Origin of the sequence: Roseovarius nanhaiticus, from assembly GCF_900156535.1 — a bacterium.
In the GTDB taxonomy this organism is placed as follows: Bacteria; Pseudomonadota; Alphaproteobacteria; order Rhodobacterales; family Rhodobacteraceae; genus Roseovarius; species Roseovarius nanhaiticus.
Genome location: NZ_FTNV01000004.1, coordinates 181,985 through 204,928, shown reverse-complemented (window position 1 = coordinate 204,928; position 22,944 = coordinate 181,985). Strand labels below are relative to the sequence as shown.

At 62.5% G+C, this 22,944-nt stretch carries 17 protein-coding genes; 9 read left to right on the top strand and 8 right to left on the bottom strand.

All coding sequences use genetic code 11. The features are described 5' to 3' along the window. Positions 1–35 precede the first annotated feature (35 nt). The 4 genes from BW975_RS16650 to pgi all read left to right on the top strand — a co-directional run bounded on the left by BW975_RS16650 (position 36) and on the right by pgi (position 8,330). Positions 36–1,850 carry a type I secretion system permease/ATPase gene (locus BW975_RS16650; RefSeq protein ID WP_083687168.1) on the top strand — a complete coding sequence of 605 codons (1,815 nt, stop codon included), beginning with the start codon at positions 36–38 and terminating at the stop codon, positions 1,848–1,850. Continuing rightward, positions 1,847–4,237 (top strand): calcium-binding protein, encoded by a 2,391-nt coding sequence (locus BW975_RS16645; protein ID WP_076535477.1) that lies wholly within the window; start codon positions 1,847–1,849, stop codon positions 4,235–4,237. The genes BW975_RS16650 and BW975_RS16645 overlap by 4 nt, the downstream gene beginning before the upstream one ends. A gap of 25 nt (positions 4,238–4,262) precedes the next feature. Beyond that, positions 4,263–5,588: an HlyD family type I secretion periplasmic adaptor subunit gene (locus BW975_RS16640; RefSeq protein WP_076535476.1), complete on the top strand. Its 1,326-nt coding sequence runs from the start codon at positions 4,263–4,265 to the stop codon at positions 5,586–5,588. A gap of 1,128 nt (positions 5,589–6,716) precedes the next feature. Then, the gene (pgi, locus tag BW975_RS16635; protein WP_076535475.1) at positions 6,717–8,330 is read left to right on the top strand and encodes a glucose-6-phosphate isomerase; all 1,614 of its coding nucleotides are present in this window, start codon (positions 6,717–6,719) and stop codon (positions 8,328–8,330) included. Positions 8,331–8,336: 6 nt separating this feature from the next. Here the strand turns inward: pgi and BW975_RS16630 are convergent, their stop codons facing one another. Both BW975_RS16630 and BW975_RS16625 read right to left on the bottom strand, forming a co-directional pair. Beyond that, a complete protein-coding gene (locus tag BW975_RS16630) occupies positions 8,337–9,722 on the bottom strand; it encodes an ATP-binding protein (RefSeq protein ID WP_076535474.1) in 1,386 nt (461 codons plus the stop codon). Next, a complete protein-coding gene (locus BW975_RS16625; RefSeq protein ID WP_076535473.1) occupies positions 9,722–10,459 on the bottom strand; it encodes a response regulator in 738 nt (245 codons plus the stop codon). The genes BW975_RS16630 and BW975_RS16625 overlap by 1 nt, the downstream gene beginning before the upstream one ends. Positions 10,460–10,705: 246 nt before the next feature. On the opposite strand from BW975_RS16625, the gene BW975_RS16620 reads away from it, so the two are divergent. After that, positions 10,706–11,221 (top strand): EF-hand domain-containing protein, encoded by a 516-nt coding sequence (locus BW975_RS16620; RefSeq protein WP_076535472.1) that lies wholly within the window; start codon positions 10,706–10,708, stop codon positions 11,219–11,221. Positions 11,222–11,546: 325 nt separating this feature from the next. Here the strand turns inward: BW975_RS16620 and BW975_RS16615 are convergent, their stop codons facing one another. From BW975_RS16615 to BW975_RS16590, 6 genes are read right to left on the bottom strand one after another with little or no spacing between them, the layout of a single operon-like run. After that, positions 11,547–12,578, bottom strand: a complete 1,032-nt coding sequence (locus tag BW975_RS16615) for a hypothetical protein (protein WP_076535471.1) — start codon at positions 12,576–12,578, stop codon at positions 11,547–11,549. Further along, on the bottom strand, positions 12,572–13,540 hold the full coding sequence (locus tag BW975_RS16610; RefSeq protein WP_083687166.1) for a glycosyltransferase family 2 protein: 969 nt from the start codon (positions 13,538–13,540) through the stop codon (positions 12,572–12,574). Before BW975_RS16610 ends, BW975_RS16615 begins: the two co-directional genes overlap by 7 nt. Next, positions 13,537–14,091, bottom strand: coding sequence for a hypothetical protein (locus BW975_RS16605; protein ID WP_139194260.1), 555 nt, complete (start codon positions 14,089–14,091; stop codon positions 13,537–13,539). The genes BW975_RS16610 and BW975_RS16605 overlap by 4 nt, the downstream gene beginning before the upstream one ends. 16 nt (positions 14,092–14,107) lie before the next feature. Continuing rightward, positions 14,108–15,142, bottom strand: coding sequence for a hypothetical protein (locus BW975_RS16600; RefSeq protein ID WP_076535468.1), 1,035 nt, complete (start codon positions 15,140–15,142; stop codon positions 14,108–14,110). Positions 15,143–15,149: 7 nt separating this feature from the next. Further along, complete coding sequence (locus BW975_RS16595; protein ID WP_076535467.1) at positions 15,150–17,009, bottom strand: glycosyltransferase; 1,860 nt, start codon at positions 17,007–17,009, stop codon at positions 15,150–15,152. Beyond that, positions 17,006–18,028, bottom strand: a complete 1,023-nt coding sequence (locus BW975_RS16590) for a hypothetical protein (protein ID WP_076535466.1) — start codon at positions 18,026–18,028, stop codon at positions 17,006–17,008. Before BW975_RS16590 ends, BW975_RS16595 begins: the two co-directional genes overlap by 4 nt. Positions 18,029–18,253: 225 nt before the next feature. Here BW975_RS16590 and BW975_RS16585 point away from each other — a divergent pair, with 225 nt between their 5' ends. Genes BW975_RS16585 through BW975_RS16570 form a run of 4 tightly spaced genes read left to right on the top strand, consistent with a single transcriptional unit; the run spans position 18,254 to position 22,943 of the window. Next, complete coding sequence (locus BW975_RS16585; protein WP_076535465.1) at positions 18,254–19,675, top strand: mannose-1-phosphate guanylyltransferase/mannose-6-phosphate isomerase; 1,422 nt, start codon at positions 18,254–18,256, stop codon at positions 19,673–19,675. 48 nt (positions 19,676–19,723) lie between these two features. Beyond that, the gene (gene gmd, locus BW975_RS16580; RefSeq protein WP_076535464.1) at positions 19,724–20,839 is read left to right on the top strand and encodes a GDP-mannose 4,6-dehydratase; all 1,116 of its coding nucleotides are present in this window, start codon (positions 19,724–19,726) and stop codon (positions 20,837–20,839) included. After that, entirely contained in the window at positions 20,836–21,780 is a 945-nt protein-coding gene (locus BW975_RS16575) for a GDP-L-fucose synthase family protein (protein ID WP_076535463.1), read from the top strand. The genes gmd and BW975_RS16575 overlap by 4 nt, the downstream gene beginning before the upstream one ends. Next, the gene (locus tag BW975_RS16570; RefSeq protein WP_076535462.1) at positions 21,777–22,943 is read left to right on the top strand and encodes a DegT/DnrJ/EryC1/StrS family aminotransferase; all 1,167 of its coding nucleotides are present in this window, start codon (positions 21,777–21,779) and stop codon (positions 22,941–22,943) included. Before BW975_RS16575 ends, BW975_RS16570 begins: the two co-directional genes overlap by 4 nt. The last annotated feature ends 1 nt before the right edge of the window (position 22,944 follow it).

The window sequence follows — 22,944 nt, the reverse complement described above, 5'->3', positions numbered from 1 at the left end:
CCAGATCAGAATAAAAAAGCGTGCGGGAGACGGGAATGGGACATTCAGCAAAAAAACAAGGCAGCGCAGCGGTCAAGATCCTTGGGGGGATCAAGGGGCTGGCTGTGTTCCTTCTGCTTCTGTCGGGGGTGATCAACATCCTCGCCCTGACGGGATCATTTTACATGTTGCAGATCTACGACCGGGCGCTGGTCAGCGGCAGCATTCCGACACTGGCCGCAATCTCGGTTCTGGCGATCGGACTTTACATGTTTCAGGGTGTTTTCGACATCATCCGCACCCAGATCCTGGTGCGGGTGGGCGCGCGCCTAGATCGGCGGCTTGCGCCGGTGGCACATCAGCTGGTGGTCGACATGCCGCGCCTTGGCTACTCGACCTCCGAGGCACTTGAGCGCGGGCGCGACGTGGACACCCTGCGGACCTTTTGCGGCTCGCAAGGGCCCATTGCGATCTTCGATCTGCCCTGGATGCCGATCTTTCTCGCGTTTGTCTATTTCCTCCATCCGACCCTTGGCGCGCTCACCATCGCCGGTGCCTTTACCCTGACGACCCTCGCCATCATCACCGAATGGCGCACCCGTAACTGGAGCAGCGCGACGATGGCTTCGACCATCGAGCGCAATGCCATCGCCGATAGCAACGCGCGCAATGCCGAGGTGCTGAAGGCGATGGGCTTCGCCTCGCGCGCCGTCGCGCGTTTCACCGCGCTCAACGACAAGCATCTCGAGCTGCAAACGCGCACCAGCGATATCTCGGGGACCTACAGTGCCATTTCGCGCGTACTGCGCATGCTGCTGCAATCGGCAATCCTTGGCCTTGCGGCTTATTTGACGATCATCGGTCAGCTTTCGGCGGGTGCGATCATCGCGGCCACCATCGCCTCGGCGCGCGCCATGGCGCCGATCGACATGGCGATCGGCAACGCCAAGAACATGGAGGCCGCCCGCGCGGCGTGGAAGCGTCTGCGCAACACCGTCGAGGTGATGGAGAACCAGCCGCGCCCGATGCGCCTTCCGGCGCCCAAGTCTTTCCTGTCGGTCGAGGGGATGACGATTTCGGCACCGGCCACGGGCCGCGTGCTGCTGAGCGATATCACCTTCCGCGCCCAGGCAGGCCAGGCCGTCGGCATCATCGGGCCCAGCGGCGGAGGTAAGACCACCCTCGCGCGCGCCCTGACCGGGATCTGGCCCACCTTGCGCGGCGCGGTGCGTATGGATGGCGCCGAAATGCGTCAATGGGCGGATGACGCCCGGGGCGTTCATATCGGCTACATGCCGCAGGATGTCGCCCTGCTCGACGCCACTGTCGAGGAGAACATCGCCCGTCTCGCCGAGGATCCAAATCCCGAAGACATCGTCGAGGCCGCGCGCGCCGCGATGGTCCATGAGATGATCGTGCGCCTGCCCGATGGCTACCGCACGCATCTGGGTCCGATGGGCACCTCCGTGTCGGGTGGCCAGCGCCAGCGGCTGGGACTGGCGCGGGCGCTCTACGGCAACCCGTTCCTCGTGGTGCTGGACGAGCCGAACGCACATCTCGATCCCGAGGGCGAGGCGGCGCTGACAGCGGCTATCGAGGGCGTCAAGAGCCGGGGCGGCATCGTTGTTCTGATCGCGCATCGCCCTTCCGCACTCCAAAGCTGCGATCTGATCGGCGTGATCCAGGATGGCAAGCTGACGGCCTTTGGCCCGCGCGAGGAGATCCTCAATCCACGCCGCCTTGCCGATGCCAAGGCGCAGCCCAAAGCAGCCCCCGCCAATAACGTGGCGGTCAATTCAGCCGCGCCCGAAGCCGGGGCCACAGCGAAATCGGGCGCCAAGCGCAGTGTGGCACAGGGGGGACGACCATGATCGATGTCAAAGGCACGCGCACAAACAGCGCCCCTGCGCCCGATGCGGGCGATCCCTTGGGCCTGCAACAGACCGAGCCCGACTCGGGCAAGCGCTATTCTGCGTGGTTCGTCGGGCTCATCGCGGTGGGGCTCTATATCCGGTCCTTCCTCTGGCCCGAACCCGAGCCCGAGCTAGAGCCGGCGGCTACCCCAAACTCCGGCGGGGACGGCGAAAGCGGCGGCTCGATCCGCAAGGCCTCGTTCGATCTGGGGCCTGGCGAGGATGATGTCGCCCCCGACACAGATCTGATTGACGAGGATACGGCGCCGGACGAGGCCGCCCCCTTTCCCACGGTCCTCGGTCCCTTCGACTCGCTTTTTTTTACCGCCGCTCAGACCTTTTATGTCACTTCAGGCATCCAGGCGGATTCGGCCAATACCTTGCTGCCGCCCTTCCGGGCCCCGGACGCGACAGGTATCGGCAGCAACGGCAACGGATACGTTCCGGGGACCCCGCCCTCGGGCGGCGGATCGGGTGGATCTTCGAGTGGCGGCGGGGCGACGGAAACCGCCGAACCAGAAGACAATGGCGAGGAGACCGACGCACCTTCCGAGGACGCTCAACGAAACCGCCCGCCGCGCAATACCGGGCCGGTCTATCTGGCCGATGTCGGCAGCGGCGCCGCTGTTGGGTTTGCGCTGTCGTTCTTTCTGTCACAAACCACCGATCCGGAAGGCGCGGAGATGACCGTCCGGATAAACGCGGTCAGCTCGGGCGAGATGAGCCCAAGAGGCGACGATATGCGCTACATCGCCGATACGGATTATCTGGGCGAAGTGCGGATTGATTACACGGTTTCGGATGGCAGCCTGGAAATCTCGCAAACTGCCTTTCTCAACGTGGTCGAGAATATCCTGATCGGATCGGACGAGGATGATCTTCTGGTCGGCACGCATGGTCGCGACATGATCGACGGGCTTGCGGGGGACGATAACCTGGCCGGTCTTGCCGGCCGCGACAGGATTTTTGGCCGCGACGGCGACGACAACATTTCAGGCGGAGATGGCGATGACATCCTGTTCGGAGGCAATGGCAATGACCTGATCGTCGGCGGCGCGGGCAATGACTGGATTTCGGGCGGCGCCGGGGACGACCGGATCTTCGGCGGCGATGGCGACGATGAAATTTACGGAGACGCGGGCGATGACATGGCCGACGGCGGCGCCGGAAATGACGTGATCCACATGGGTGAAGGCGACGATACGGCCCTGGGTGGCGACGGAGACGATCTACTGTCTGGCGGCAGTGGCGCCGACCTGATCCGGGGTGATGACGGCCAGGACATCATCCACGCAGGCGAAGGCGATGACATCGCCATCGGCGGCGATGGCGACGATGAAATTTACGGAGACGCGGGCGATGACATGGCCGATGGCGGCGCCGGGAACGACGTGATCCACATGGGCGAAGGCGACGACACCGCGATCGGCGGCCTTGCCGATGACGTCATCCTTGGCGAGGCGGGCAAGGATCAGCTCCTTGGCGGCGAAGGGGATGACATGCTTTCTGGCGGAGCGGATGCGGATCTGCTGCACGGCGACGCGGGAGATGACGTGCTCCACGGCGGAACAGGCGATGACACCGCTTTCGGTGGTGACGGCGAGGACATCCTCTTCGGCGAGGCTGGGAATGATCACCTTGACGGCGGCCACGGGGACGATGTGATCTCGGGCGATGACGGCGATGACCTTCTGGAGGGGGGCGCCGGCAACGACGTGCTGAGCGGCGGCGCGGGCAGCGACAGCGTCTCGGGCGGTGCAGGCGACGATCTGGTGATTGCCGATGACGACTGCGTCTCGGATGTGTTCGACGGCGGCGAGGGCCATGACCAGCTCGATTATTCGGCCGCAACTTCGGCGGTCATCTTCGATCTGACCCAAGGGATCGTGCATGGCGAAAGCACTGGCGAGGATCAGTTCGAGAATTTCGAGCATTTTGTCGGCAGCCGCGAAGGCGACACATTTTATGTGGGTGCTGGCAGCGGCACGCTGACCGGAAATGGCGGCGAAAACCGCTACGATTTCGTGCAAGGCGATACCGTCGACGTGCTCCATTCGATCTATCGGATTACCGATTTCAGCTCCGACGACGATATCTGGATCGGCGAGGGTAGCTCGCGCTACCATATCCGCAAGGCCCAGAAATCGCTCGAGGACCGGATCGAGGACGGGTTCGAGGAATACGCTGAGGGCACGGGCGCAGACGAGCCACGCCTGAGCTTTCACTTCGATTGGACTGAAGATTACCGACGCACCACGATCGAGGTCGATTTCGACCGCGACACGGTGGTCGATCTCGAACTGATGCTGGAGGGGGAACACCTCTTCGTGGTCGAGCACGCATGAGCGGACAGGGAAAAGGAGCCTCGAAATGAGCAAAGCGGCGAATTCCAGCGACAAGCCAAAGCGCAGCGGGGCCTATGACCGGCTGGGCGGGCGGGTCTTTCTTGGCGCAACCCTCGTGGTCGCCCTTCTGGGCGGCGTGGGCGCTTGGGCCTTCACCGCCAATCTGACCGGTGCGGTGATTGCCATGGGCACGGTCAAGGTCGACCAGAACCTCAAGCAGGTTCAGCATCGCGACGGCGGAATCGTCGAGACGATCACGGTTCGCGAGGGCGACGAGGTGATCGCAGGCCAAGTCCTTTTCTTGCTCGATGACGCGCAGTCGCGTGCCGAGCTTTCGATCCTCTCGGCGCAGCTGGACGAGGCCGAGGCCCGCCGGGCGCGCCTTGTCGCTGACCGCGAAGGCGCCAAGGATATCCAGTTCCCTGCGCGCCTTCTGAGCACAGACCCGAAACACGCCGAGCTGGTGGCAGGTGAGACGCGACTCCACGCGGGCAACATCGCCAATCGCGCGAACCAGCGCGAGCAGCTTGATCTTGGCATCGCGCAGGTCGATGAGGAAATCGTCGCGCTGAATGCGCAGCGCGAGGCGCTGGCTGACGAGACCCTTTTGGTGGAAAAAAGCCTCAATCGCATCACCGGCCTTTTCGAGAAGGGTCTGGTCGAAGCGCTACGCGTCGAGGACGCCGAGCGCGAGCTGGTCCAGTTTCGCGGCAAGCTGGGCGAGATAGACGCCAACATCGCTCGCTCGCGCTCGCGCATCAGCGAGATTGGCATGCGTATCCTAGCTATCGACGAGGTCGCCCGCACCGAAGCGCAGCGCGAGTTGGCCGTAGTCGAAACCCGCATCCTCGAGCTTTCGGACCGGCTCTCGGCCGTGCGCGACCGCCTGTCGCGGACCGAGATCCGCGCGCCCATATCGGGCCGCATAAACGAGCTGTCGGTCTTTACCGAAGGCGGCGTCATCACACCTGCCGAGGTCCTTGCGACGATCGTGCCGTCCTCAGCCGAGCTGCGGATCGAAGTGCAGCTTCCGACAACTGCGATCGACCAAGTCTATCTGGGTCAACCGGCCCGTGTCCGGTTCTCATCGTTCAATCACCGAACGACGCCCGAAGTCATCGGCACCATCTCGCATATCTCTCCCGCGACGACAGTGTCCCCGGCGACGGGCGAGCCCTTTTACATAGGCCACGTCTTCCTTACCGCAGACGAGCTTGCCCGGCTGGATGGACTGGCGCTGATGCCAGGCATGCCCGCCGAGATCTACCTGTCCACCCAAGAGCAGACGGCAGCGGCGTACTTTGCGCGCCCTCTGCTCGACCAGTTTCAGCGGGCCTTTCGCGAGGAGTGAAAAGACGGTGCGTGCGGGGACTCGCTCCGTGCCCGCCAGCCGACGGCTGACATTGAGGCGGCCTCTGGGCTTGGCAGATAAAAATGCGATTTGCTTAGATCAAGCGCGACCTAGGCCAGCGGATGATGCGTGTCCTTGGACCCGAAATTGCAATCGCATGCCTCGAACGCGGCAAATTCGCCGTGAACCTCGGGGTGCGCGCTAAATTTACGCCCATATCGGTGTCGGGATTACTAAGGGTGGCACGCGGGCTGCTGCACCTATCACCAATCATGCAGGTTTCTTTCAACGGTCGTCCGGCAAGTCAGACCTTGGAATCTTGAGCAGTGATTGCCTGTTCGTGTGAAAATCGCCCTGTTATCGGGGTATTTTTTGCCTTCGTTCGCTCGATCAGGCATTCGTTTGGTTTACCACAGCGCCTCTGTGCGCTCGCAAAGATCTGAGCAATACCGTTCGATCTGGCTTGTGCAAATTTCCGAGAAACAGCGTTCAAATCCCGCGCGCGTAACTAATACTTCAATGGAGACGTTGCGACCGAACAAGACTGCGTTCCACCGAGAATTGTCGGCTCCCGCCAGAGAAAGCTGCGGGGCCATTTGACGAACCACGTCCGCGCAGTCAATTTCCGCGTGCGCCTCTCATCATCCTTAAGGCAGCAAGCACCCTTTCTGAGTTAAACCGGGGACTTGCGCGAAAGATGCCCAAGGACTTGCGCGGGGTGGAAGTGAGCAGGTTCCCTGTATCAGCCGCCTTGACCGCAGACGCCGGACAGCGGACCATCGGGATTGGAAATGAAAGAACGGTTCGCCGTTTTTGTGGTCACCACTCGAGTGCGCGCGATACCCCGCGCCCCTTGCCGAGGAGAATGTCGATGCGCCTCCGCCTTGTCGGACCTGACGCAGCGAATACTGCGACTTGCCATTGCCAGGCCACTCTGCCGGGCGCGGACCTTGTCGCTGTAGCATCCTCCTGCGAAGGCGCGCGGTTGCTCATTGCGGCGCAAACCTATCGCATGATGGCTTCGATCATTCGGAGAGGCGGGAGGGTGGGCGCCGGCCCTGATTTCGCGGCACAACAACGGGACGTCGCCACGACAATCCGAAATGATTTCTTATCGCGAGGTCTCAGGTGAGCGACGTCTGGAGCAAGTTGCGGATCAATCATCGCAATGCCGAGGCCGCCGGCAGATCTATCACCGATCTTTTCCGGGCGCCGGATCGCTTTGACACGTTCTCAGCCAGGTCCGATGGAATGCTGCTGGACGTCTCGAAGACAGGCATCGACGCCGCCGCGCTGGATCTACTTCTGGCTCTCGCGCAGGAGGCCGATGTCGCCGGTATGCGCGCGGCGATGTTCCGCGGCGATCGTATCAACTTTACCGAGGACCGCGCAGTGCTGCACACGGCCCTGCGCGCGCGCGAGACCAAGCCGCTGGTCGTCGATGGTGGGGATATACGCCCTGCCATTCAGCACACGCTGGACCAGATGAATGATTTCGCGCGTGAGGTGCGATCCGGTGGGCTGAAAACTGCTGAAGGCGGGCGTTTTAGCGATGTCGTGAATATCGGTATCGGCGGCTCGGATCTTGGCCCCGCGATGGCGACAGCTGCACTGGCGCCCTATCATGACGGGCCGCGCTGTCATTTCGTGTCGAACGTGGATGGGGCGCATATCACGGATGTATTGCGCGGCCTTGATCCGGCGACGACGCTTGTCATCATCGCGTCCAAGACGTTCACCACGACCGAGACGATGACCAATGCGCGCACCGCGATCCATTGGCTGCGCAGTGCGTTGGGGAATGGTGCGACGTCGCATCTGGCCGCGGTTTCTACGGCGCTCGATCGGACGGCAGAACTGGGTATTCCGGGGGCGCGCGTTTTTGGCTTCGCCGATTGGGTCGGCGGGCGCTACTCGCTCTGGGGGCCTGTCGGCCTGCCCATCATGCTTGCCATCGGGCCTGAAAGGTTTCGCGAGTTTCTGGATGGCGGCACCGCGATGGATGCGCATTTCTGCACAGCCGAGCCGCGTGAAAACATGCCATTGCTCATGGGGTTGGTCGGGATTTGGCACCGCGATATCTGTGGTTACGGCACTCGCGCGGTTCTGCCTTATGATCAGCGCCTTGCGCGCCTGCCGGCCTATCTTCAACAGCTGGATATGGAGAGCAATGGCAAGCGCGTCACCCGCAGCGGCGAGGTCGCAGCGCACGGGACGGGACCGATCGTCTGGGGGGAGGCGGGTACAAACGGCCAGCACGCCTTTTTCCAGCTTTTGCACCAAGGCACCCAGGTCGTCCCGGCCGAATTCCTGATCGCCGCGGAGGGGCACGAGCCGGAGCTAGGGGCGCATCACGACCTTCTGAAAGCAAATTGCCTTGCGCAATCCGAGGCGTTGATGACAGGCCGGTCCTTTGATGCCGCGCTTGAAATCGCGCGCGCCGCCGGGTTCGAGGGGGACGCAGCGCGCCGACAGGCGCAGCATCGCACCTTCCCCGGCAACCGCCCATCGATCACCCTGGCCTACCCCAAGCTGACGCCTTTCGCCCTTGGCCAGATAATCGCGCTCTACGAGCATCGCGTCTTTGTCGAGGGCATAATTTGGGGCATTAACTCTTTCGACCAATGGGGCGTCGAGCTGGGCAAGGAGTTGGCCAATGCGTTGCTACCGCTGGTGCGGGACGAAGGGGGCGAGGCCAAGAACGCATCGACTCAGGGTTTGCTGGACGCGCTGCGCCGATGACACAAGTTAGGTCGCCTCGACCAGGGGCAGGCGTACACGTGCGATCAGTCCGCCTTCGGGCCGGTTGGCGAGTGTGATATCGCCGCCATGCGCGTTGATGATCGTGCGCGCGATTGCAAGGCCGAGACCCGCGCCGCCGGTCTCGGTGTTACGGCTATCATCGCCGCGCGTGAAAGGCTCGAACATTTCGGCAAACCGGTCTTCTGGTATGCCGGGGCCGTTATCGGTCACGGTGACAATTGCGTGTGCTTTCTCTTGCGCCAGCGCCACGTTCGCGTCGCCGCCGTAGCGCAGGGCATTGTCGATAAGGTTTCCGATGGCGCGGCCCAACCCGACTGGGCGCGCGGCCACGATCAGCGGCCCGCCGGCTGCGCATGTCACGCCGCGCGCTTCGCAAAGACGGCTCAGGAGCGCGGATAGGTCCAACGGCGCCATCTTCTCGCTGTCCCGGCTCTCGCGCGCATAGCTTACCAGGCCGTCGGCCATTACTGTCATGTCGTCCAACGTCTGAATCATCGCATCGCGCTGTGCGTCGTCCTCGACCATTTCGGCGCGGATGCGAAGGCTGGTCATCGGCGTGCGCAAATCATGGCCAATAGCGGCCAGCGTGCGCATTCGTTCTGCGTCGAATTGCGAAATTTCGGCCTGCATCGCATTGAAGGCCTGCGCAGCCTTTCGCATTTCGAGGGCGCCGGTTTCAGGCACGCGTGCGCTTCGGTCGCCGCGCCCTGCGGCCTCGGCGGCGCGCGACAGCTCGGCCAGGGGCTGCGTCAGATGTCGCGCCAAGAGGATCGACACGCCCAGTACCAAAAGGAGCGACAAGGCCAGAACCGTCAGAAACAGGCGTGCGTCAGGCCGCCCGGGACGCAGCTCTGCACCGCTGGTAACGACGTTGAGCCATGCAGGCGCACCGTCACGCGCGCTGAGCGGCGCAGTGATGGCGATCACGCTGCTGCTGCGCTGGCGGCCTTCCGGGCGATCGCGCCGCGCATTGTCGTCCCGCCCGGCGCTGGGGAGGGGACGGGCGATGATTGCAACGCTGATATCGTCGCGGCCCAACGTGTCGCGCAGGCTTTGCGCGATATAGGCGGCGCGGGCGCCCGGCGCGGTTTCTGTCAGCAGCGGCTTGCTTTCCACCCGGACGCGGGCGAAGCGGGTCGAGGCATCGCGTGCGATCACGCGGCGCACCTGCGCATCGACCGCTTCCATCGCCGGGATAAGGGCGGCAATCCGCTCGATTTCGCGGTCCTCACGCGCCTGCCGGTCAAAACGCTGTTGCTGCACGCCCAGAACGGCGAGGGCGATCAGGTTGGCGGCAAGAATGGTCGCGGCCAAAAGGAATACGATGCGCCCGGCCAGTGCGTCGGGAAAAAGGCGCGCGAGGCGGCGCATCATGCGCTTCCCGCACCGGTGGGGGCTGGTGTCACATCCGCCACGAGGCGATAGCCGCCGCCCCATTCCGTCACCAATATTTGCGGGTTCCCGGGATCGGCCTCGATCTTGCGGCGGAGGCGACTGATCTGGTTGTCGATCGCGCGGTCATAGGCCTTGGCCTCGCGTCCTGCAGTCAAATCCAACAGGACCGCACGGCTCAGCACACTGCGGGGGTGATCCAGGAAAATGCCAAGCAGGCGGTTCTCGGCGCTGGTCAGGCTCACGGTGTGGCCTTGAACATTTACCAGTTGCCGCGCGTCCGGGTCATGCACCCAATCCGCAAAGGCGCGCCGTGCGCTTGGCGGCGCGGCGATCTCGGGCGGCATTCGGCGCAAGATCGCCCGCACCCGCGCCAACAGCTCGCGAGGGTTGAACGGTTTGACCAGGTAGTCATCGGCGCCCAATTCCAGCCCGACGATACGGTCCGTTTCGTCGGCCATGGCAGTCAGGAGAAGCACCGGCGGACCGCCTTGCGCCACCAGCCAGCGGCACAGGCTCAGCCCGTCCTCGCCCGGCATCATGATGTCCAGTACGACCAGATGGATTGTCGCCTCCGCCAGCACATCGCGCGCTTCGCCGGCATGAGCGGCCAGCCGCGTGCGAAATCCCTGCTTGCGCAGATATTGTCCCAGCGGCTCGCGGATGTCGCGGGCATCGTCGACAATCAGGATTTGAGGCGCGATCGGATCGGTCATGATGTCCTTCTGGGTTGCTGGCGAAAAAAGCCTGCCTTGGCTCTACTAGCGCCGCTTTCAGCAGCTTGATCAACCTCGCAGGGCAGCTTTTTAGGCATTGTTTGTCGCAAGCTGTATCAGGTTCTGGGTTTGCGACCACCGGCGACAAAACCGGCCTCGCGCTGACACACCTTCGGGCGCGATTGTACCTAGGTAGGTGTCACCGAGGCGATGAATGCCTCGACCTGAAACCCGAAAGGATACGACATGACTTCTTCCAAGATTCTCCCCGTCAGTTTTCTCGCCCTGATGACCGTCCTCGGCGGCCTAACCTTGGCCAATGCCCAAGGCGCCGACCCGGTCGAGCCAGCGGCCGCCGCCTCCGAGATGAAGGCAAAGCAGGGCGATCATGCGCGTCACGGCAAGGGCCACGGCGGCCATCGCGGCGGCATGATGCGCGAGATTCTGCGCCAGGTTGATGCGAATGGTGATCGGGCCGTGACACAGACCGAAGTGGACAATTTTCGCAGTGCGCTCGTCACCGGTGCCGATGACTCGGGCGAAGGCGACATTTCGCTCGACGAGTTCGAGACCGTCTATCTGGAACTGACAAAGAACCGAATGGTCGATGCGTTCCAAGATCTGGATGCGGATGGCGACGGTGCCATCACTCAGGCCGAGATGGACGCGCGTTTCGGCAATATCGTGGAACGGATGGATCGAAACGATGACGGTCAGCTTGACCGCGCGGATCGCGGCAAGATGGGCGGCAAACGCGGCTGATCCCAAAGGCGGCGCTGACCTTGCGGACTGCGCCGCCTACTTCATCGCTCAGTGATCTGGGCCGACCGTGATAAAAAAACGCACTGGGACGCCGGGCGCGCAGATAGCAGCGCGATTGCGGGTGGCCGGGGTCAGGGTTGGCAGCGATCTACCGGGCAAAAGCTCGGACAGAATGTCTTGTTGACCGCCAGTTCAGTTCATTTCGACACGCGGGTGTTCCTGCGATGGCCAACGACAGGCGGGCCACTGATTTATTTCCAATGGCGGAGTTCGTCACACCGACACCTTCCAATTGGCTCCCTACTTTCTCTCTTCGACGGCACGTCTAGCCCAGTCCCATTAATCGGCTGTGCAAATCGCGCAGATATTCGGGGCCTGGCAGAGCTGCCTCCAGATCGCTGCGCAAGGCTGCGTATTCCTCGGCGAGGGCGGTTGTTTTGGCATCGTTGCGCGCAGCCGCCATCATGCAGAGGTGCGCCATGGCCTCGCCCTTCTGTCCATTCTGGAGCGATTGGAAGAGGGCGCCCGGCGCGAATGGCATACTGCAAAGCATGCGGCGCTGGGCGCGGGGCATTGCGCGCAACAGGGCCGTTGCGGCGGTCATCGTCGATAGCGCCGCCTCGGCGGGCGCGAGCGTGCATTCATCCGCCAGCCAAGGCAAAAGGCGGGCCAAGCGCGCGGCTTTTTCAGCCCGAGGCGCCTTGGCGATGGAGGCCTGAATGAAATTCATGAGGCTGGCAGGGCCATGTGACGGCATCCGCCGCAGGATCGGGGGCACCGGCTGGACATGGATTTCGTCGACGTTCTTCAATGCGCTCGTCCAAACGGACCATGTTTTGGCAGGATCGTCACCCGCTTCTGATTTTTGGCGTCGACCTCCCTTCACAAGCAAGCGCCGTGGTGCGGGAAAAAGCCCGGCGGCCTCCTCCGCGAGGATGGTGGCGGCCATCGCAGTAAGCCGCGCCTCATCAGGTCCGGTCAGATACCTGTCGCAGCTGGTCAGCCACCAGCCGATAGCCAGCAAAACGTGTTCAGGGCGAAGCCGCAGACACTCTTCCAGCTGATACAGGCCGGGCGGGTGAACGCGATCGTCGCAACCCAATGTCAGGACATAGTCGGCGCCGGTGCGTTGCCGTGCCAGATCCTCGGCCTCGCCGTGCGTTATGGATGCGCCAAGCGTGATCAACTCGCCCCCGTTCCTGCGCAGGAAATGTTGCACCGCATCGCGGGTTTTCGGACTCGTTCCAGCATCGAAAATAAGCAGTGGGCGCCCGTCATCAGGTATGCCGGACAACGCCGTCAGCGCCGCTTTGACGCTGCGCGCATCGTCGTCGATCACAAGCGCCAATGTCAGCATTTCGCAGTCTCCGGCGCGATCATCAGCATTAGTCTGAGCGCCAGAACTGGATCCTTTTGCAGAACGGCCTCGTACAGATCATTTGTCAGAATGCTGCGCAGAAACTGTTGCCGCCGCGCTGCGAATGCATCCCTCAGATCCGGCGCGATCACCCGTTCGCCCCAGGTCAAGATGCCGGCGCTGAAGCGCAGAAATGCGAGTTTGGGAGCATCGTCGTCATCGTGCATCACCGCGTCCGAGGCGGGCCGCAGTGCTGAAAAAAGATCCAGCCGCGCCGCGTCATTCTGATTGGTCAATCGATCGCCGCCGGGTCGCACCACATGGATGGCTCCCAAACGGGTCGATACGAAAATACGTCGTGCCGCTGCAAAGCTTCGCCAATGCAATTCGATGTCATTGTGCACGCGTGTTTCGGTGCAGCGAATGGCGTTGGCGCGCAAAAACCGGGTCCGGTAAATCTTGTTCCAAGGGAAATTATTGGCCTCTGCCAGTGACCATATTGCATCGCGGCTCACCCGGCGCGGCGCAGCACTGACACACCCGGCGCGGTGCCAGCACGCCTCGTCATGCAGTGTCTGTCCTATCCCGCCGAAATGCCCGCGTTCGCTGTCTTGATACCGCATCACGCAAAAATCGAACTGCTGGCCGCGGAGGTCGTTCCAAAGGTCGATGATCTCTTTCGTAAAAAGATCGTCGCTGTCGAAAAAAATCATGTGATCGGTCCGGACCAATTCAAGGCCTGCATTGCGTGCCGCTCCCGCGCCGCGTGGTGCGCGATGGCGCAGCAGGGTGATTGGGCAGCGGCATGGTCCCATGCAATCGAACTGCAGGCGGACGGGAATCCGAGAGGCGTCATCGACGACTACAATCTGCTCGAAGATTCCAAGCTGTAGGGCTTGTGTCAGCAGCCTGTCCAAGTTGCGTTGATCGTCACGCACACAGATCACGAGGGCTAAGGTCATACCAGAAACATCCGCAGATCGATCAGGCAAAGGCGGACCGTACCGATCGGAAGAAAAAGGATGACTTCACGCCAAGGCGCATGCGCAGGTACGTCTTCGCGCAACGCAAGCGCGAGGGCATCGAGATGGCTTGTCTCGTCTGGCCGCGCGATCAGATGCTTTTCGAAGAAGGCGTCGACGAAACCGTCCTCGGTTCCGCTGCGCAAGCAGGCGCGGATGCTGCAAACTTGCGGAGCGCGAAGGCGCGCGGCAAACCCGAAGACTCCGTGATCTGCGAGGGCGTAGGCCGGCAACGCAATGTGAAGCGCGAACCAGCCACCGCGCGCGCCGGTCATCGCTGCGTCCAGCTCTAGGATGATCCCGCGCGGGGAGGCGTAGCGGCCCGACAGTCCGAGGCCGGGCGCCGCGTGCAAAGCGATGCCGGGTGCCAGTGGGACATGGTGCGCCAAAATGCCTTCGGGGACGCTGGCCCGCAGCATCGACAGCGCGTGATTGGCATGAGCATCCCCGCCAAGTGCAAGATTGGTCAGGGCTTCCGGTTCGCTCTGCATGTGGCGTCCGTCCATGTCAGGCTGCGCCGCGCTGGCGCGATCCGACATAACGCGCAATCTGGGCCTTGTCGTCGGCCGTCAGTAGATCCCGTCGGTGCCAGTCGCGCACCGGCACCGCACAAAGCCTGGTCGTGCGCGTGGCGAAAAGTTGGGTGATCTTGCTCTTTTCGGCCTTCAAGGTTCGCTCAATGGCCTGCGCCGTGTCGGCGCCAATATTCAACCCCGCGATGCGCGCGGTGTCGTTCGGATGGTGGCGCCCAAAATCATGCGCAATCATGCGGTCCCGCGCCGCCATATGGCTGTCGTTGTCGATCAGGGTCTGGGCGTACTCAAGCTCCGCAAGCTTGCGATTGCTCAGCCGTAAATTCTGCTTCGGCATTGTTGCAGGAGGTGCCACGCCGGCCAGCGCGCAAAAATCGGAGATGAAGTTTTCAGCGGGCAGATCCCCCGGCTCCATCGAACGCAGGCTAAGGCGGGCACCTTGGGTCTTTGTGCGGATTTCCTCGCACCATGCTTTGATGGACCAAAGAGGGTAGCCGCGCAGCATTTCGAACCTGTGCAAGAACCGCTCTATCGAGGGCGCGCCATCCGCGTAGAATTCAGGCCGGTTCACGCCCATCAGCCCAGCACGGATGAACTGCGCATAGCAGGAGTCGGCAAAGTCGAACGGGCTTCGAAAATAGGCGACGACGTGCAGCGTGCGGTCCGGCATGATGCGGCTCAGCTCGGTGCAAAGCGACGCAAGGTTGCAGATATGAAGCGCGTTCGTCCAATGCTCGCAAGACAGCACAATCGTGTGGCACCCTTGCGCCTCGGCTTCGATTTGCTTCAGAGCGCGTGGCAACTCGTCCGGGGCCATCTGCGCAAGCGGAAGGTGGTTGCGATATCCCGATCGCAAGCGGTGTGCAGTCGGATAACAGACGCCCATGTCGTGATGCGCCTTGGCGCGATCAGCCATATACGCCTGAAGCGAGCTGGAGCCACATTTCGGTAGGCCGATATGCAGCAAGACACGCTTCTTTTGCAGTTTGGAGAGGATCCTGCCGAGCATCCCGCACCTATGCGCTGCGGCGCATATCCGGCGCCTCTTTGACGAGAGTGGGATCGCCGGCAGACTGGGTCTTGTCGATCTGCAAGATCTCGGTCCAGAACGGGCCCTGTGTCAGAGTATCATAGCCCTGGCGCCAGCGCGCCTTGATCTGTGGATAGTCGCGCCACATCACAAATATCGCCCAAAGGGCGCGGGTCATTTCGCGCCACGCGCGGCGTTTGTCGTGGCGCACCGTGTAGGCGCGGCTGCGATCGGGCGAGACATAGGTGATCCGGGCCGCGCCCCAGAGAGGGCGCCGGTGCCCGCGCAAGGCGGAAGGCAGCGTGACGTGATTTCCTATGCGCCCGAAAAACGGAAGAAGATGGCCATTCAGCGTGAGCTTCATCAGCGCCCTGTCGCGGCGCCTGCGCGGATCAAAGCGGCGCTTCTCGGCAGGTGGATCAGTGGTCAGATCGTGCCAGACCTCGTTCTGCATATTGGCTTTGATTTCTGCGCGGCGTCCGGCCATATCCGCGTTTTTGGCAAAGAACTCCGGACCTGAAATCGCATCTCGCACCGAGAGGTTCAGCGCCGCGAGGGTCTCGTAATGGCAGCTCAGGAAGCTTCGGATAAAGAACCAGCCAAGGATGCGCAGCACGCCCGTGCGCCCGATATCGAGGCCGGGTGCAACGAGGTGATGCGCCAGATGCCCGCGCAGATCCAGATAGAGCGTTTGCGGCGACTCCTTGCTCGAGAAATCCTCGTCTTGGAAAGAAATGACACCGGGCAGATTCACGATCTGAAAATCGTTCATCAGCGAGAAACTGACATCGTCGCCGCGGACGAAGAATGGGAACGGCATGTGGTCGACATGGGCGAGCGGGAAGGCAAAGAACCACCAGCCGCCGTAGAAATTATCCGGTTTCTCGCCGGTGCTGGCGAACTCCATATCGAGCACATCTTCGGCACACCGCAGATCACGGCCTTGGAATTGGGGATGACACAGCCTGTCGAACACGGCGCCGTTCTCCCACATCTGCCAACGGTGCTGCGCGTTGGCCAATGCGCCCGAGATGGCAAGCCTGTCGTCGGTTGCGTGAGCGAGGAACATCCATGTCCGCTCGATTGCGCCGGGATGATTGGCCGCGTCGTCATCCATGAAAAGGCAGTGGGTCGCACCGCGGTTTTGCGCCTCGATCAGACCGCGCGCAAAGCCGCCGGCACCGCCTAGGTTCTCGTTCGGAATAAGCGTAACGTTCGGCGATGAGACGATCTTGGCGCTTTTGCCGTTATCGACGACTGCAAGGTGCAGATGTGCCCTCAGTGGCGTTTCGGACATGAACCGCTCGAAACGGGCAACCGTGCGGCGCACGGCCTCTTCACGCTTGAAGGTGGTGATCGACAGCATCAGGTTTGGCGTTCGGCGCGGCGCACGGTCGGTGTGCCAATCTGCGCGGCGCAGCACGCCGTCTGACAGGGCACGCAGCTGAAAATAGAGCGCGCCGCGGTTTTCGAAACCGGCGCTGGGCGTTACGTCAAACAGCTGCGTAGTACCGGCCTCTAGTGTGATCACCTCGTTGATGAGACGAATATAAGAGTGGTCGGGATGCGCGTAGAAGACCACCAGCTCGAAGGCGCCCCCGCCCTCGAGGTGCAAAGACAGCTGATCAAGATCGCAATATTTCGCCCATTTTCCGCTGTTGAAGAGATTGGCATAGGTATTGAAGTCTGCTCCGCCGCCGGGCGCAAAGCGGATCTCTCGCGCATTCATCGACAGGGCGGCGCCGCCGTCCAGCCGCATATAGAGATCGCGCTCCGTGCAGAGCTCGGGATCGGGCCAGATTAGGGACTGAAGCGGTGCTGTGACGCAATCGATACCCTCGCTCATGGCCGCATACCGCCGCGTGCGTCCGAGCGGTGCGGCGCGCCTGCGCCCCCGACAACAAGTTCGCGCAGGAGCGGTGCCACGAATTGCGCCATCAGATCGGTGTTGGAGCTGGGAATTTTCATTTCGGCCAAGGTGGTTTCCTTGTCCGGACAGGGCGCCTCGAAAAGGTGATCGCGGCCAAAATGCCGGCGCGCGAGCGCGGTATTGCCCACCTCATATTCCGCCAGCAGGGCGGCGCGCAGATCGGGGGGCAGCAATCGCTCGCTTTGTTTGCCGGAGTGGCCAAGGCTTCGACGGTCAACCGCCTCAAGCGCGCGGCGAAGCCTTTCGCGTTGGGGTGGGGTAAATTCGTGCATCGGAAGATGGCGCGTAAACTCGACCATAGCGGCCGACATAGAGGCGTTGATATGGGGCCCCGGCGCGCCGCCGATGAGCGGATCGAGACCCAGCTGACGGCAGAAATGCTGCACCGGTCCGCCAGGCATCTGGGCGGGCTCGAACACGCTTAGGAGAAGGTTTTCAGGGCCGAACACGTCCTCAAGATGGCGAACGTAGTGGGCGTATTGGATCCAGTGAAACTCGGCCCGGCGCGCTAGGAACTGATCGAAGGTGATATGCGAAAGCGATGGGTTCCACTGCCATTTGATGTTCTGGAAATACCAGCTTTCCAGCCACAGATCCTGCCGGCGCATCGAGTAGATGACCTTGACGTCGAAGTGGTCACGAAACCGGGCCAGCCGGCTCAGATCGCGCCGCATCGAGATATCCTCATCCGTCACGATCAATTTGGTAATTGGCACCGGCTTTTTATCTGCGCGCCGGTTCAGATCGGCCGCCACGTCATCGACTTTACGTGACCCGTCGAAGATCGCGTTCATCATCTCGAAATGGCGTGGCTTGCGCAGCGGCAACAGGCAGCCCGCGGCAACCAGAGCATCGAACTGCCGCACAAGAAATCGCTGGATCGAGGTCGTCGCGGTGCGGTGCGCGCCAATGTGCAGGTAAAGGGTGCGTGTCATGGAGGGCCCTCGTGCGGTGTTGGAATGGCATCTTTGTTCCCTCTTCGTTTTAGTAAGCCTTGGTTAAGCTCCGGTTAAGCGCGTTCGGGTCGTTCGGCCTTCTTTGGCAAAGCCGCGATCGGGCGGTGTCGTCCGATGTTGAACCCCGTGTGGAAACAAGGCAGGTTGCGAGCAACGCGCAGTTGGTGCGCCACAGCCTTGGAAACTGCCGATTTGAATGATGACATGATCACCCCCGTCCTTCTATGCGGCGGCTCGGGCACACGGCTCTGGCCGCTCTCACGCAAATCCTATCCCAAGCAGTTCGCGCGGCTCATGGGCGATGAAAGCCTGTTCCAAGCTTCCGCCCGCCGCCTCTCGGGGGCGGGATTCGCGGCGCCGCTGGTCGTGACGGGCGATCCTTTTCGTTTTGTCGTGACTGAGCAGTTGGCGCAGATTGCTCAAGCGCCGCAAGGCATCCTGATCGAGCCTGAGGGCCGTAATACCGCACCTGCGGTTCTGGCCGCTGCGTTGTGGCTGGCCCAGAGGGACGCAGGCGCGCTGATGCTGATCGCGCCGTCGGACCATGTCATCCCGGACGCAGACGCATTTCGCGCCGCTGTGCTGGCGGCTGCTCCGCGCGCGCGGGGCGGTGATCTTGTCACATTTGGCATCGCCCCGACGCGGCCCGAAACGGGGTATGGATATCTGGAACTGGGGCAGGGCGCCGATGCCTCGGCTGACACGCCGCAGCCCCTGGCGCGGTTCGTCGAAAAACCGAATGCCGCGCGCGCCGAAGAGATGCTGAGCGCGGGGAATTTCCTGTGGAATGCGGGAATTTTTCTGTGCACCGCCGAAGCGGTCATCGCGGCATACACGTCGCACGCACCCGCCATGCTCGATGCGGTGAGCGCCGCCTATGACGGAGCCGCGAACGATCTGGGTTTCACCCGCCTCGCCGCCGATCACTGGGTAGAGGCCGAGGATATCTCGATCGACTACGCGATCATGGAGAAGGCCGCGAACCTCGCCGTCATGCCCTTTCGCGCCGGATGGTCCGATCTGGGCGGCTGGGAGGCCGTCTGGCTGGAGACGGGGCCGGACGCCGAAGGCAACGTCTGCTCGGACCACGCCACCGCGATTTCGTGCGAGAACAGCCTGCTGCGCTCCGAGAGCGCGGATGTCGAGCTGGTCGGGATCGGCCTCAGCGATATCGTGGCCATCGCGATGGACGATGCCGTGCTCGTCGCGCACAAGTCCCAGACCCAGCGCGTGAAGGAAGCCGTCAGCGCCCTCAAGGCGCGGGGCGCCTCGCAGGCCGTGCAATTGCCGCGCGACTACCGCCCCTGGGGCTGGTTCGAAAGCCTCGCCGTTGGCGGGCGCTTTCAGGTTAAGCGGATTGTGGTAAACCCCGGCGCGGCGCTGAGCCTGCAAAGTCATCAGCACCGGTCCGAGCATTGGGTCGTTGTCGAAGGCACCGCCCATGTCACAATCGGCGAAGAGGTGCGCCTCTTGTCCGAGAACCAGTCCGTCTACATCCCCCTCGGTGCGGTCCACCGCATGGAGAACCGAGGCAAGGTGCCGATGGTCCTGATCGAGGTACAGACCGGCAGCTATCTGGGCGAAGACGACATCATCCGCTATGAGGACGTCTATGCGCGCAGCTAGGCGGCTTGCCACGTGCGGCATGATACGAGAATTGGATGGGAGAGCGCGATGAAAAAGGCATTCGTGACCGGCACGACGGGGCAGGACGGCTCGTACCTGGTCGAGTTTTTGCTGGAAAAGGGCTATGAGGTCCACGGCCTCAAGCGCCGCGCGTCGTCGTTCAACACGCAGCGGATCGATCATCTTTTCGAGGATATCCACGATCAGCCGCGCTTTCGCCTGCATTACGGCGATCTGACCGACAGCTCCAACCTCACGCGTCTTCTGTCCGAGATCGCACCCGACGAGATCTACAATCTGGGCGCCCAAAGCCATGTTGCCGTCAGTTTCGAGGCACCGGAATATACCGCAGATGTCGATGCGATCGGCACGCTGCGCCTGCTTGAAGCGATGCGCTTTCTAGGGATGGAGAAGACCTGCCGCTTTTATCAAGCCTCCACGTCCGAGCTTTACGGGCTGGTGCAGGAGACGCCGCAGACCGAGACGACGCCCTTCCATCCGCGCTCGCCCTATGGCGTGGCCAAGCTTTATGCCTACTGGATCGCGGTGAACTACCGCGAGGCTTACGGGATGTATGCCTGCAACGGGATCCTCTTCAATCACGAGAGCCCACGCCGGGGCGAGACGTTCGTGACCCGCAAGATCACGCGGGGGCTGGCCAATATCGCGCAAGGGCTCGATGACATGCTCTACATGGGCAACATCGACAGCCTGCGTGATTGGGGCCATGCCAAGGACTACGTGCGCATGCAGTGGATGATGCTGCAACAAGATGCGCCCGAGGATTTCGTGATCGCCACCGGCGTGCAGCATTCGGTGCGCGAGTTCATCACCTGGGCGGCCGCCGATTTGGGCATCACGCTCGGCTTCAAAGGCAAGGGCGTCGATGAGGTGGCTGTGGTCGAGCAGGTGGAAGGCGACAAGGCACCCAACGTCAAACCCGGCCAGGTCATCATGCGCATCGATCCGCGCTATTTCCGCCCCGCCGAGGTCGAGACACTGCTGGGCGATCCCTCCAAGGCCAAGGCCAAGCTGGGATGGGTGCCCAAGATCACCGCGCGCGAGATGTGCGCGGAGATGGTCGAGGCCGATCTGAGCGCGGCTCGGCGCCATGCGCTGCTGACCGCGCATGGCTTTGACGGCGCGCAGGGGTTTCGCGAATGAGCGATGCTGCGCAGCGGGGCCGCATGCTGCTGACCGGCGGACGCGGCATGGTTGGCCGCAACATCCGCGAACACGCGCGCGCCGCCGAGTGGGAAATCCTCGCGCCGAGCAGTGCCGAACTGGACCTGACCGACAGCGCTGCAACGGCGGATTACATCGCGGAGCAAAATCCCGACATCGTGGTCCATGCGGCAGGCCGGGTAGGGGGCATTCAGGCCAACATGGCCAACCCCGTCGCCTTTCTGGACGACAACACGGCCATCGGGCGCAGCGTCATCATGGGCGCGCGGGCGGCGGGTGTGCCCCGCCTCCTCAACCTCGCCTCCACGTGTATCTACCCGCGAGAGGCGCCCAATCCGCTTTCCGAAGAGATGGTTTTGACCGGCCCTCTGGAGCCGACGAACGAGGGCTACGCGCTGGCCAAGATCATGGCGCTGCGCCTCTGCCAATACATCCGCGCCGAGACACCCGAGATGCAGTACAAGACGCTGATCCCCTGCAACCTCTATGGCCGGCATGACAGCTTTGACGCGGCATCCTCGCATATGGTGCCCGCCGTGATTGCCAAGATCCACGCGGCGCGCGAGGCGGGCAGCGAGACTGTCGACATCTGGGGAGACGGCACCGCGCGCCGCGAATTCATGTATGCGGGCGATCTGGCCGATGCGGTGCTGCGCGCCGCCGCAGATTCGAAGGGGCTGTCCGACCTGATGAATGTCGGCGTCGGTGCGGATCACTCGGTGAATGAATATTACGCTGCCGCCGCCGAAGTGATCGGCTGGACGGGCAGCTTCGCCCATGATCTGTCCAAACCCGTCGGAATGAAGCGCAAGCTGTGCGACACCGCGCGACAGGCGGACTGGGGCTGGGCGCCGCAAACCGATTTGCGGGCGGGCATGACCGCGACATATCAATTCTATCTCGAAAGGCTGTCTACATGAGCGCGCGTTTCCCCCTTGCCACATCGTCCTGGGACCAGGCCGAGCAGGACGCGCTGCAGCGCGTCATCGCTTCCGACCGCTTTACCATGGGCGCCGAAGTGGCCGAGTTCGAGCGCCGCTTTGCCGCGCATTTTGGCGCTGGATTTGCCGTGATGGTGAATTCCGGCTCCTCGGCCAACCTGCTGATGGCGGCGGCCCTTGCCTATACATCGAACCCCGATCTGCGGCTGAAGCCCGGCGACGAGGTGATCGTGCCCGCCGTCAGCTGGAGCACGACCTATTATCCGCTGCACCAATACGGGCTGAAACTGAAATTCGTCGATGTGGACGCAGACACCCTGAATTATGACCTGGACGCGCTGGCCGATGCCGTGACGGACCGGACCCGCGCGCTGATGGTCGTGAACCTTCTGGGCAATCCAAATGATTTTGACGCAATCGCCCGCATCACCGAAGGGCGCGGCATCGTGATGATCGAAGATAACTGCGAGTCGATGGGTGCGCGTTTGAACGGCAAGCAATGCGGGACCTTCGGCGTGATGGGCAGCTTCTCGACCTTCTTTTCGCACCATATCTCGACCATGGAGGGCGGCGTCGTCGTCACGGACGACGAAGAGCTTTACCACGTGATGCTCAGCCTGCGGGCCCATGGCTGGACCCGCAACCTGCCCAAGGAAAATCACGTCACCGGCACCAAAAGCGATGACGCCTTCGAGGAAAGCTTCCGCTTCGTGCTGCCCGGCTACAACCTGCGTCCGCTGGAAATGTCGGGCGCGCTGGGCATCGAACAGCTTGCCAAGCTGGACGGGCTGATCTCGGGGCGCCGCCGCAATGCCGCAGCTTTCGTCGCCGCGATGCAGGATCATCCGAAATTCCGCATCCAGCGTGAGATCGGCGAAAGCAGCTGGTTCGGGTTCAGCCTGATTCTGCGCCCCGATTTGGAGCAGAGCCGCGCCGAGGTGGTGCGCGGCCTCGAGGCGGCTGGTTTTGAATGCCGGCCCATAGTTGCGGGTAATTTCGCGCGCAAGGAGATCGTCAAGCATTTCGACTTCGCCATCCACGGCGATCTGCCGAATGCTGATTATCTCGATACGCGCGGTCTTTTCGTGGGCAATCATCACTACCCGATCGATGAGGCGATCGCGGCGCTAGCCGCATTCTAGT